Below are 11,006 nucleotides of genomic sequence, written 5' to 3'. Positions count from 1 at the left end.
GCTCGCCGCCGACCTCGTGGGGGACGGCGCCGGATCGGGACCCGCCGGCGCGCCCGTGCGGCGCCGCTTCCCGGTCCGCCGCGCGCCCCGCAACGTCTAGTCTGTAGGCCCGGCGAGCGCGACGAGGAGGCCCGGTGAGCGAACGGCTGAGCCCGGCGGACGCGGCATTCCTGGACGCCGAGGACCTCAAGACCCCGATGCACGTCGGCGCGATCATGATCCTCGAGCCGCCGAAGGACGGGTTCGACTACGAGAGCATGGTCGCGCTGATCGAGCAGCGGGTGTCCCTCGTCCCGCGGTACCGGCAGAAGGTCGTCACGGTGCCCGGCGGGCTGTCCGCCCCGCGGTGGGTGGACGACGACCGGTTCGACGTCACCTTCCACGTGCGCCGCTCGGCGCTGCCGCAGCCGGGCGACCGGCGGGCGCTGAACGAGCTCGCGGGCCGGCTGATGTCGCGGCGCCTCGACCGGGACCGGCCGCTGTGGGAGATCTATCTCGTCGAGGGGCTCGAGGGCGGCCGCATCGCGATGATCACCAAGTCGCACTGTGCCCTCGTCGACTCCACCGTGGGCATGGAGATCGGCGAGGTGCTGCTCGATCGCAGCCGGAAGCCGCGGCCGCCGGTGCCCGAGGACGACTGGTCACCGAGGACCGCGCCGTCGGGCCTCCGGCTGCTGGTGGACGTCGCCCGCGAGGCGATCGTCTCGCCGCTGACGGTCGTCGAGAACACGCGCACGGTGCTGGCCAACCTCCGGCACGTCGGCTCGCGGGCCGTCGAGGCGGCGCTGGCGCTGAGCCGTACCGTGCGGTGGGTGCTCGACCCCGCCGACGGCAGCCCGCTGAACGTCGCCGTCGGGGCCCAGCGGCGCATCGCCGTCACCGACCTGCCGCTGGAGGCCTTCCGGCAGATCAAGAACGCCAGTGGCTGCGCGGTCAACGACGTCGTCCTGGCGGTCGTCGCCGGTGCGCTGCGCGCGTGGCTGGCCGCGCGGGGCGCGGCGGTCCGCCGCGACTCGACGCTGCGGGTGCTGGTCCCGATGTCGGTGCACGCCTTCGACGGCGACTCCGACTTCGGCTCCGGCGACCGCGTCACCTCGCTCACCGTCGACCTGCCGATCGGCGAGGACGCCGTCGCCCTGCGGCTGCGGCAGATCTCGTACGCGATGTCCGCCGAGGGCGCCGGTCGCCGCGGGGTGCCGGCCGAGGCGCTGGCCTCGCTCGGCTGGTTCGCGCCGTCCACGCTGCACTCGCTCGGGGCCCGGGTCAGCCGCGACCTGACCGACCGGGCGACGAACCTCGTGGTGACCAACGCGCCCGGACCGCAGCAGCCGGTGTACGCCGCGGGCGCGCGGCTGGTCGAGGTGTATCCGGTGCTGCCGCTGTCGCACAAGCAGGCGCTGGCGATCGGTGTCACGTCGTACGACGGGCGGGTCTACTTCGGCCTCAACGCCGATCGCGACAGCATGGTCGACCTCGAGGTATTAGCCTCGATGATCGACGACGCGCTCACCGAGCTCCTCGTCGCCGTGACGAAAGGTAACTGATCGTGCCGCACCGCATCACCGTGTTCGCCCCCGCGACGCTCGCCGACCTGGAGTCGATCAAGAACGACTCGCTGCACGACGTCGTCGTGTGCTTCAGCGACCTGCCGCGCTCGGAGTTCTCGGCCGACGACATCGAGCAGGCCGAGTTCGACGCGCTGAGCGACGCGGCCGCCCTCAGCGTCCAGCAGCTCGTCGACTCGCAGGCGATGCCGCTGCGGGTGGTGATCGCCGCGGTGGTGTCCTCCGAGCTGCCGCAGATGAGCGAGGACGGCGACTACGTGATCGAGCGGCTGCCGCGCCCCGCGATCAGCGCGATCTACGTCGACGAGCTCGAGGCCTCGAAGGACGTCAACACGCTGCTCACCCTCGTGCGCCAGGGCCGGCAGCCCAGCGACGACCAGTACGAGAAGGTCGAGGAGCGGCTGCTGCTGTGGCACGACCCGGCCGAGCTGGACAACCTGATCGAGGCCTACCCGCACTAGCGCCTACCGCATTTCGGCGCCGTGACGTGACAGGCTGGAGCGTCAGCACGTCCAGCGCAGAGGAGTAGCCCACCACCATGTCCGGTGTCGATCTGGCCGGTGCCTTCAAGCTCGCGGCGCGGGCGCTGCGCGACTCGCGCATCAACGCCTCCCTGCTGCGCGGTGCCGCGGGCGACATCGAGGCCGACGGCCCGATGGTCCGGCTGCTGCACGGCGTCCTCGACCGCGGCGCCCGCAACGGCAGGGTGCTGCTGCCCGAGGAGCTGCCGGCCCGGTTCGCGGCCGCCGTCCACGCGCTCGCCCTCACCGGCGCCGCCGAGCTGGCCGCGCTCTACCCGAGCACCGGGGGCCACGGGAACCTGCACGAGATCTGGCCGGTGGCCCGCGAGGTCGTCAGCCGCAACCCCGGCGAGGTCGTGACCCGGATGATCCGCCCGTCGCGGCGCAGCGACCCGGCCCGCGGCGCGATGCTGCTCGCCGCCCTCGCGTACCTCGGCCGGCACAGCGACCAGCCCGTGCGGGTGTTCGACGTCGGCGCCGGTCCCGGGTTCGCGCTCGCCGCACCGTGGTTCAAGCAGGACTTCTTCGGCGAGACCCTCGGCCCGGCCGACAGCGCCGTCCACCTGGGGCACCCCTGGGCGGTCGCGCCGCAGGTCGAGCTCGCCGACATCCCGCCGATCGCCGCCGCCACCGGCTGCGACCTGTCGTCGTTCGACCCGCGCAGCCGCATCGATCTGGCCGAGCTGCTGGCCTGGACCGCTCCGGACGTCCCGGCCGAGCAGGAGCGCATCACGGCTGCGGCGCAGACGGTCGACCGGATGGGCATCCGGGTCGAGAACATGGCCTCCTCGGTGTGGCTGCCGCGCGGCGTGTCCTGGACCCGCACCGACGCCGCCACGGTGATCTGGCACAGCGACGTCGTCCTGGAGATGTCGGTGCCCGAGCGCACCGAGCTGGCGACCGAGATCCTCGCCACGGCGGGCCGGGCCAACCCGCAGGCGCCGCTGCACGTGGTGAGCTTCGAGCCGGCCGGCGCCGAGTACCTGCTCTACAGCGACCCGGTCGGCGGGTCGCTGCGGCGCGGCGAGACGCACCTCGACCCGCACCGCTTCGAGCTGCGGGTCAACAGCTGGCCCGCGCGCCGGTCCGCGCTGCTGGCCACCGCCGACCCGTCGGGCCAGAACGCGCACTGGGTGGGGAGCGAGCATGAATGACGGACCGCGCAGCCGGCCGGTCCTGGTGTACGACGGCGACTGCGGCATCTGCACCAGGTGCGTCGCCTTCGTGGAGGCGCACCTGACGAAGGACGTCGACATCATCGCCTTCCAGCACGCCGACCTCGCCGCCCTGCGCCTCACCGCGGAGGAGTGCGAGGCGGCCGTGCAGTGGGTGCAGCCCGACGGGCGGGTGTCCGCCGCGCACCTCGCGGTCGGCGACCTGCTCGCGGCCAGCGGGCTGCGCTGGCGTCCGCTGGCCTTCCTGGCGAGGACGCCGCCGTTCTCGTGGGTGGCCGGCCTCGCCTACCGCTGGATCGCCCGCAACCGGCACCGGCTGCCGGGCGGCACGCCGGCCTGCTCCATGCCGGCCCACCTGCGTCCGGGCGCCGCCAGCAGCACGGCGCCTCGCGCCGGGGAGCGGCCCTAGGCCGGCTGCGCCACCGCCTCCCGCGGCTGCTCGTCGCGGGCGCGCCGCGAGAAGCGCTCCCACGGCAGGATCGACAGGATCGCGATGCAGTGCGGCAGGAAGATGATCGTGACGGAGGCGAACACCATCACGTGGAACAGCAGCAGGCCGCAGACCAGGAGGATGCGCGCCCGCGGCGAGCGGCAGAGCAGGATCAGCGGTGAGAGCGCCTCCAGGACGATCATCGCGAACTGTGCGCCGACCAGCATCCACGGATAGCCCAGCACCCACTCGACCAGCGGCGTCCCGCGCCGGATGAAGGCACGCGTCAAGGTCGCTCCGGTGGGCCAGTCCCAGCCGCCGTAGCGCACCTTGGCGACGGCTGCCAGGAAGTACGTCAGCATCACCGCGACGAAGGTCATCTGCAGCGCGAAGCCGGCCGCCTCGCTCCACCGGCGCTCTCCCCAGCGCGCCGCGCCCGCCGTCGGCAGCAGGAACAGCAGCACCAGGTACGCGAACCGGTCGTGGTCGACCTTCCCGTACGACATCCCGACGACCATCCAGAGCAGGTAGAGCACCGCCACCGCGCTGCCGGTGAGCCGTGGCCGCCATCCGGTGGCGGCGACGACCGCGAGCGCGACGAGCAGCCACTTCACCGTGGTGACGTAGCCGAAGGTGGGGTGCGGGAGGTGCAGCAGCTCGGCGATGTGCAACGGCCGGTAGAGGCTCTCGGGCGCGTACGCCTTCTGCGCCACCCACGAGGTGGTCAGGAACACGTCCACGAGCACGAACAGGTACGCGATGACCCGCATGACGGCGATGCGGTGCACCGGCAGCGGCTCGAGCAGCCAGCGGGCGACGCCGCGGCGGGGCGGCGTGGTGACGATCTGCGTCATGGCTTCGTCCACACCGCCTCGATGCGGTCGCGCCAGTGGCCGGTCTCCTTGCCGCCGGCCAGCTCGTAGACGCGGACCACCACGCGCAGCTCGACGAGCGGTGGCTTGCCGGGGTTGTTGGCGTCGTACCGCTCGACGATCTCGGCCATCAGCGCCGGCTCGTCCTTCATGTGCGGCAGGGATCCCTCCAGCTCGGCGCGGCGGAGGCCGACCGCGCCCGCGCTCACCCCGATCAGCTCGCCCTGCGTGGTGACCGCCTCGAGACGCAGCGAGTTCACGGTGCCGTCAGGGGCGTTGCGCGAGGCATACATCCGGAACGGGCCGAAGGGGAAGTCCGAGTCGGAGCCGAAGAACGTCCCGTACAGCACGAGCAGGAGGGCGATGGAGGCCAGCGACAGCCGGCTCACGACGCCGGCTCGGCTCAAGGTGGTGGTCTGCGACAACGGGGAGCTTCCTGGGGACGACGGTGATGCCCAGCCAGTGTGTCATGCGCCTACCGGGAGTGGTCGTCACCGCGCATCCGCACCGCCACCACGGCACCCGAGACGGCGGTCAGCACCGCCACCACGACGATCGTCACGGGGATCCCGAAGGCGTCGGCGAGGATCCCGGACAGCAGGGCGCCGACCGCGAAGCCCCCGTCGCGCCACAGCCGGTAGACGCCGACCGACCGGGCCCGCCACGACGGGTGGGCCACGTCCCCGATCGCGGCCAGCAGTGTCGGGTAGACCAGGGCGGTCCCGACGCCCAGCAGGGCCGCGGCGAGCAGCCAGGGACCGAAGCCGTGCAGGGTCGCGGTGAGCGCGAGAGCGACCGCCTGCACGAGCATCCCGGCGACGATCAGCCACTTGCGCCCCCACCGGTCGGACGCCGCACCGGTGACGAGCTGTCCGGCTCCCCACACCGCCGGGTAGGCCGCGGCCAGGATGCCGATCTGGCCGAGACTCAGGCCCGCTCCGGCGAACAGCACAGGGAAGATGCCCCACGCGAGCCCGTCGTTCAGGTTGTTCACCATGCCGGCCTGGCTCGCGGCGGACAGCGAGCGGTCGCGGAAGCTGGTGAGGCCGAACACCTGGCGGGTGCTGAGCGTCGCGTGCGCGTCGGCGGACCGGGCCACGTGCTGCTGTGCCTCGGCGCGGGCATGGTGGTGGGTCTCGCGCACCCGCCAGACGGTCAGTCCCAGGCCGAGCGCGATGTACGCCGCGCCGAGCAGGAAGGGCGCCGGGCGCAGGCCGAACGTGGCGGCGAGGTAGCCGGTGGCCAGCGCGGTCACGGCGACGCCCAGATATCCCGCCGCCTCGTTGAAGCCCATCGCCAGCCCCCGCTGGCGGGGGCCGACGAGGTCCATCTTCATGATCACCGCGGTGGACCAGGTGAGGCCCTGGCTGATGCCCAGCAGGACGTTCGCGGCCACCACCCAGCCCCACGACGGGGCGAGGATGAGCATCACCGGTACCGGGATCGCCACGAGCCATCCGGCGACGAGCACGGGCTTGCGCCCGTACCGGTCGCTCAGCGTGCCGGCGAAGTAGTTCGTCGCCGCCTTGGACAGGCCGAAGGCCATGATGTAGGTCAGCGCGCTGGTGTACAGGCCGATGTGGAAGGTCTGGGCGGCGAGCAGCGGCAGCAGCGTGCGCTCCTGGCCCAGGGTGCCGCCGACCAGCGCGTTCACGGTCACCAGCAGCATGAACTGCGCCAGGTTCGCGCGCAGGCCGAGCGCCGGCGGCGTGCTTTCTTCTCGCGGGTGCGTCAGGTTGCCCATGGGCGTGCGTCCTTCCTTGCGGCGGCCGGGGATGAGATCTGCCCGGGCGCGTCTTAGACGCGCCCGGGCAGGGCCCGGAGCAGGGGGGCTACCCCGGGCGGTCGTGGAGAGGCCGGTGGCCTCAGGCGGCGGGAACCGCGGTCCGGCCGGCGCTCCAGGCGGCGTAGCTGCCGTCCAGCTCGACGACGTCGTACCCCGCGCGGCGCAGCGCGCTGGCCGCGACGGCGTTGCGCACGCCCGACTGGCAGTAGCTCACGATCGTCCCGTTCTCGGGCAGCTCGTCCAGGTGCCACATCACGCGGCCACCGCTGAGCTGGTACGAGCCGGGGATGTGGCCGGCGGCGTGCTCGGTCTTGTTCCGGACGTCCAGGAGCATCGCCCGCTCGAACCCGTCGAGCTCCTCGGGCTGGATCAGCTGCGGGACGAAGGTCGGCAGCTCCTCGATGCCGGTCACGTAGCCGGCCACCGAGTCGATCCCCACGCGGACCAGGTGATCGCGCATCTCGTGCGCCTGCTCCTGGCTCCCCGCGAGCAGCACCAGCGGGTTGTGGTCGGTCGTCGGGTCGACGACCCACGCGCCGTAGCTGGCCACCGACTTGCCGGCCGGAATGTGCAGCGAGCGGACGACGGTGCCCTCGTGGACGGCGTCGTTGCCGCGCGTGTCGACGAAGGTCAGCGTGTCCTCGGCGAGGCCGCGGGCGACGTCCGCCTGGTCGAGCCTCGGCAGCGGGGCGAGCTCTCCCATCACGGCCGGGCCGTCGCGGTTCTCGCGCTTCATCCGCGCGAAGTACGCGTGGGCGTCGGGCTGGCCGTCCAGCAGCTCACGGACGAACCCCTCCTCGTCGCCGGCCGCTAGGTAGGGACCCCACCAGGCGTACAGCCGCTCGTAGCCGACGGTCGACGAGGGGATGGCGCCGAGCGCCTTGCCGCAGGCGCTGCCGGCGCCGTGCCCGGGATGGACCTGCACGTGGTCCGGCAGCGTCAGGAACTTGTCGCGCAGGCTGGCGAACAGCGCCTTCGCGCCCGCGAACCGGGTGTCGACGCCGCCGGCCGCCTCGTCCAGGAGGTCCGGGCGGCCGAGGTCGCCGGAGAAGACGAAGTCACCGGAGAGCAGGTAACCGGGGCGGTCGCTGAACGCGCCGTCCGTCACCAGGAACGACAGGTGCTCGGGGGTGTGCCCGGGGGTGTGCACGGCCTCGATGGTGATGTTGCCGAGGGTGATCGTGTCGCCGTCGTAGAGCCGGGTGCCGTCGAAGGCGTACTGCCAGTCGGGGCCGCCCTCGCCGGAGACGTAGATCGTCGCGCCGGTCGCGTTGGCCAGCTCGCGGGTGCCGGAGAGGTAGTCCGCGTGGATGTGGGTCTCGGTCACCGCGACGATCTTCATGCCGTTCTTCTCGGCGAGCGCCTGGTAGGTCGCGATGTCGCGGCGGCCGTCGACGACGATCGCCTCACCCTTGGCCTGGCAGCCGATCAGGTAGCTGGCCTGAGCGAGATCCTCGTCGTAGATGCGTTCGATGAGCATCGGGTTTCTCCTTCGAAGAGAGTGGGTTGCGGAAAGTGGTGGGTTGGTCAGGTGGTGGGCAGGCCGGCGCGCCGCCAGGCGGTCATCCCGCCGGTCATGGTGTCGGCCCGGAAGCCGGCCCGTCCGAGGGCGTCGGCGACGGTGGCGCTGCGGTTCCCGCTGCGGCACACGGCGATCACCGGCACCGAGCGGTCGAGCTCCGAGAGCCGGTCCTGCAGCTGGCCCATGGGGATGTGGAGGGCGCCGGGGATCATGCCCTCGGCCACCTCGTCGTTCTCGCGGACGTCCAGGATCTGGGCGGACGCGCGCACCCGGTACGTGTCGTCGATGCTGATCTCAGGCACTGATCTTCTCCTCGGTGGTGGTGGTCGGGGTGGGCAGGCGCAGGATCGCGCTCTCGCGGGTCGGCTCGGAGGCCGTCTTGTTCCACGGCATCGTCGACAGCACCCGGCCCATGGCGCAGGTGTTGGTCGCCGCGGAGAAGGTGAGGCCGGCGCCGACGGTGCCGGCGAGCAGCCGCAGCCGCGGCGAGACGAGCCGGCCCGCGGCCAGACCGGCGACGACCAGCGCGCCGGCGGCCAGGCGGACCTGGCGCTCCAGGTCCCAGCGCTTGCGGCCGTGGACGACGTCGCCGCCGGCCGCGGCGAAGCCGGGGACGCCGCCGGTGAGCACGTAGGCCGTCTCGAGACCGACCGAGTTCATGCGCTGGCGCGCCTGCTCGGCGCGGACGCCGGACTGGCAGACCAGCACGACGCGCGAGCCCAGGCGCGCGGCCAGCTCGTCGGTGTGCTCGGAGAGCAGCGGAAGGGGCACGTTGTAGGAGCCGCGGATATGGAGTGATTCGAACTCGGCGGCAGACCGCACGTCGATGACCACGAGGTCCTGGTGCTGGGCGATCCAGGAGGTCAGGGTCTCGGGGGAGAGGGCGGTGATGGTCGAGGTGGAGCTCACGAAGTACCTTTCATGGGGCGGATCAATACCCCACTGAGTATGCCACATACCCCCGCGGGTATAGGCGGGTGTGCCACAGAACACCGTCGGCCATGCCGGCGGCGAGGCTCCGCAGCGCTTCGGGCGGGGCCGTGGCCGCCCGCTTGCCGGGGAATCGGCGGCCCGCGCGGTACCGTGGCAGCTGTGACGCGTGTGCCGGGTGGTGCGCGGGTCGACCTTCCCCGGAGCCTGAGAAGTCGGAGCCGCCCGCCATGAAGCTCAAGAAGATCGCAGGTCTGCTGCTGATCGCGTTCGTCGTCTTCTACGTGCTGAGCTTTCCCGAGGACTCCTCGAACGTCGTGAAGTCCACCTTCTCGGCCCTCGGCGACGCCGCGACGAACTTCTCCTCGTTCGTGCGGTCGATCTTCGCCTAGCGCGACGCGCCCCGGGATGGCCGCCGTGAGGGATCGACCGCAGCAGACCGTGGTGCGCGGCCTCGGCGACCCGTCGCCGTACCTGCTGCCCGAGGAGCGGGTGGTCGTCGGCGTCCGCCGGCACGTGCTCGTGCTCGCGCCGGCCCTGTTGGAGACCCTCGGGTTCGTCGCCGGCGCCTTCATGATCCAGCTGCTCATCAGCTACGTGCAGGTCGTCGAGACGGCGACCTTGCTGATCGCGGTCGCCGCCTTGGTCCGGTTCTGCTACCTGGTCCTCGAGTGGCGCATGGAGCGCTTCGTCATCACCGACCAGCGGATGATGCTCGTCTCCGGCGTGGTCACCCGGCAGGTCGCGGTCATGCCGATCCGCAAGGTCACCGACCTCACCTTCGAGAAGACGCTGTTCGGCCAGCTGCTGGGCTACGGCACGTTCGTCGTCGAGTCGGCGGGCCAGGACCAGGCGATGTCGCGGGTGGAGTTCCTGCCGCACGCCAACCGGCTCTACCTGAAGGTCTCCGACCTGCTCTTCGGGCGCGCGCGACCGAGCATCGATCCCGACCTCGTCACCGACCCGCCCCTCGTCGCCCCCGAGCACGGCGCCGACGAGCACCCCGGAGCCGCGTACGAGGCCGACGGGGCCGCCGCACCGGAGTACGACCTCGACCGGACGGACCCGTACCTCGGCGCGCAGCTCGGCGGACTCGACCTGCGCCCGCACGCCGACGACGGGTACCGGACGCCGTCCGACGAGCCGGCGTACGCGGCCGCGCCGGCGTACCGCGAGGACGGCTCGCCCACCGACCAGTTCGCGGTGCCGGGGCCGACCCCGCTCGGCGGTCTCGTCGAGCACCCGCACGGCTCGGGGCCGCGGCTGCGGGAGCGCCTCGGCGGCCTCAACGGCCGGGGACGGCGCCGCGAGGGGCCCGGCGGACCGATCACCGAGCACACCCGACGCTGACCCTCCCGGCGCCACCTCCGAGCCGGGTAGGTCGCGGAGCGATAACGTGGACGGGTGAGTCTTCTCGTCGCCTGCCTGCGTGCCGTTCGGGTGCGCGCGTTCGCCGTCCTCGCCGTCCCGCTCGCGCTCCTGCTGATCGGCTCGCCGGCGTACGCGGATCCGGCGACGGAGGCCGACGCGGCGAGCGCCGCGTTCGAGGCCGGCACGCACGTGTACGTCGCGCCCGGCGCGGGGCAGCAGATCGACGCGTCGGCGGTCACCGGGGCCATCGGCAGCGACCCGGTGTACGTCGCCGTGGTCCCGCCCAACACGCCGCCGCCGGACGTGCTGACCCAGCTGCAGAGCGGCCTGACGCTGCAGGGGACCTTCGTGGTCGTCTCCGGGACCGAGCAGTCGGCGTTCACCAACGTGATCTGCTCCGACAAGGCGCAGCCGCTGCTGGACGACGCCGCCAAGGCCGAGAGCAAGACCCGCGCCGCGGGCGACCTGACCCCGTTCCTGACCACCTACGTCGACAAGGTGGCCGACGCGCCCAAGCCCGGCGACGCCGGCTGCGCGGAGGCCGGCAGCGGGTCCGGCATCGGCAGCGCCCTCCCGTGGATCCTCGGCGCGCTCCTGCTCGGCGGGGGCGGCGGCTACCTGTGGCTGCGCAGCCGCCGGCAGCAGAAGGCGACCCGCCTGGCCGGACGCCGCCGGCAGGTGACCGACGCGCTCGACGCGCTGGCCCGCGACATCGACGTGGTCGCCGACCGCGGCGGCCCGCACGTGCAGCGCGCGCTCGACGTCGCGCGGGAGCGGCACATCGCCGCGGCCGACATCCTCGCCGACGCAGACCACGACGCCGACGTCGACGCC

13 protein-coding genes are annotated in these 11,006 nt (G+C 72.7%); 7 read left to right on the top strand and 6 right to left on the bottom strand.

Annotation, left to right across the window (positions count from 1 at the left end; genetic code table 11):
- The first annotated feature begins 134 nt into the window (after window positions 1-134).
- The 4 genes from F8A92_RS17485 to F8A92_RS17470 all read left to right on the top strand — a co-directional run bounded on the left by F8A92_RS17485 (window position 135) and on the right by F8A92_RS17470 (window position 3,670).
- A complete protein-coding gene (locus F8A92_RS17485) occupies window positions 135-1,544 on the top strand; it encodes a WS/DGAT/MGAT family O-acyltransferase (protein WP_153506465.1) in 1,410 nt (469 codons plus the stop codon).
- 2 nt (window positions 1,545-1,546) lie between these two features.
- Complete coding sequence (locus tag F8A92_RS17480; protein ID WP_153506464.1) at window positions 1,547-2,026, top strand: DUF6912 family protein; 480 nt, start codon at window positions 1,547-1,549, stop codon at window positions 2,024-2,026.
- 77 nt (window positions 2,027-2,103) lie between these two features.
- Entirely contained in the window at window positions 2,104-3,240 is a 1,137-nt protein-coding gene (locus F8A92_RS17475) for a DUF2332 family protein (protein WP_153506463.1), read from the top strand.
- Window positions 3,233-3,670, top strand: coding sequence for a thiol-disulfide oxidoreductase DCC family protein (locus F8A92_RS17470; protein ID WP_153506462.1), 438 nt, complete (start codon window positions 3,233-3,235; stop codon window positions 3,668-3,670). The genes F8A92_RS17475 and F8A92_RS17470 overlap by 8 nt, the downstream gene beginning before the upstream one ends.
- On the opposite strand, the gene F8A92_RS17465 is transcribed toward F8A92_RS17470, so the two are convergent.
- The 6 genes from F8A92_RS17465 to F8A92_RS17440 form a co-directional block, all read right to left on the bottom strand.
- Window positions 3,667-4,545, bottom strand: coding sequence for an MFS transporter permease (locus F8A92_RS17465; RefSeq protein WP_153506461.1), 879 nt, complete (start codon window positions 4,543-4,545; stop codon window positions 3,667-3,669). The two genes, F8A92_RS17470 and F8A92_RS17465, sit on opposite strands and share 4 nt — an antisense overlap.
- Entirely contained in the window at window positions 4,542-4,988 is a 447-nt protein-coding gene (locus F8A92_RS17460) for a hypothetical protein (RefSeq protein ID WP_153506460.1), read from the bottom strand. The genes F8A92_RS17465 and F8A92_RS17460 overlap by 4 nt, the downstream gene beginning before the upstream one ends.
- Before the next feature lie 50 nt (window positions 4,989-5,038).
- Window positions 5,039-6,307 (bottom strand): MFS transporter, encoded by a 1,269-nt coding sequence (locus F8A92_RS17455; protein WP_153506459.1) that lies wholly within the window; start codon window positions 6,305-6,307, stop codon window positions 5,039-5,041.
- A gap of 121 nt (window positions 6,308-6,428) precedes the next feature.
- Window positions 6,429-7,829 carry an MBL fold metallo-hydrolase gene (locus F8A92_RS17450; RefSeq protein WP_153506458.1) on the bottom strand — a complete coding sequence of 467 codons (1,401 nt, stop codon included), beginning with the start codon at window positions 7,827-7,829 and terminating at the stop codon, window positions 6,429-6,431.
- Window positions 7,830-7,876: 47 nt separating this feature from the next.
- Window positions 7,877-8,173: a rhodanese-like domain-containing protein gene (locus F8A92_RS17445; RefSeq protein WP_153506457.1), complete on the bottom strand. Its 297-nt coding sequence runs from the start codon at window positions 8,171-8,173 to the stop codon at window positions 7,877-7,879.
- Window positions 8,166-8,780, bottom strand: coding sequence for a rhodanese-like domain-containing protein (locus tag F8A92_RS17440; RefSeq protein ID WP_228389545.1), 615 nt, complete (start codon window positions 8,778-8,780; stop codon window positions 8,166-8,168). Before F8A92_RS17440 ends, F8A92_RS17445 begins: the two co-directional genes overlap by 8 nt.
- 251 nt (window positions 8,781-9,031) lie before the next feature.
- Here F8A92_RS17440 and F8A92_RS18710 point away from each other — a divergent pair, with 251 nt between their 5' ends.
- The 3 genes from F8A92_RS18710 to F8A92_RS17430 all read left to right on the top strand — a co-directional run.
- Entirely contained in the window at window positions 9,032-9,193 is a 162-nt protein-coding gene (locus F8A92_RS18710) for a hypothetical protein (RefSeq protein WP_194291565.1), read from the top strand.
- Between the two features lie 25 nt (window positions 9,194-9,218).
- The gene (locus F8A92_RS17435) at window positions 9,219-10,151 is read left to right on the top strand and encodes a PH domain-containing protein (RefSeq protein ID WP_194291564.1); all 933 of its coding nucleotides are present in this window, start codon (window positions 9,219-9,221) and stop codon (window positions 10,149-10,151) included.
- A 54-nt stretch (window positions 10,152-10,205) separates the two neighbouring features.
- On the top strand, window positions 10,206-11,006 hold an 801-nt coding region (locus tag F8A92_RS17430), incomplete at its 3' end, for a hypothetical protein (protein ID WP_153506454.1).

Origin of the sequence: Cumulibacter manganitolerans, assembly GCF_009602465.1 — a bacterium.
Taxonomy (GTDB): Bacteria; Actinomycetota; Actinomycetes; order Mycobacteriales; family Antricoccaceae; genus Cumulibacter; species Cumulibacter manganitolerans.
Note: the sequence above shows the minus strand (reverse complement) of the source record. Positions and strands in the feature narration are given on the sequence as shown.

Excerpts from the sequence above, each read along its gene's own strand:
- F8A92_RS17475 (WP_153506463.1), top strand. The coding sequence starts at position 2,104 with ATGTCCGGTGTCGATCTGGCCGGTGCCTTCAAGCTCGCGGCGCGGGCG.
- F8A92_RS18710 (WP_194291565.1), top strand. The coding sequence starts at position 9,032 with ATGAAGCTCAAGAAGATCGCAGGTCTGCTGCTGATCGCGTTCGTCGTC.
- F8A92_RS17465 (WP_153506461.1), bottom strand. The coding sequence starts at position 4,545 with ATGACGCAGATCGTCACCACGCCGCCCCGCCGCGGCGTCGCCCGCTGG.
- F8A92_RS17470 (WP_153506462.1), top strand. The coding sequence starts at position 3,233 with ATGAATGACGGACCGCGCAGCCGGCCGGTCCTGGTGTACGACGGCGAC.
- F8A92_RS17455 (WP_153506459.1), bottom strand. The coding sequence starts at position 6,307 with ATGGGCAACCTGACGCACCCGCGAGAAGAAAGCACGCCGCCGGCGCTC.
- F8A92_RS17450 (WP_153506458.1), bottom strand. The coding sequence starts at position 7,829 with ATGCTCATCGAACGCATCTACGACGAGGATCTCGCTCAGGCCAGCTAC.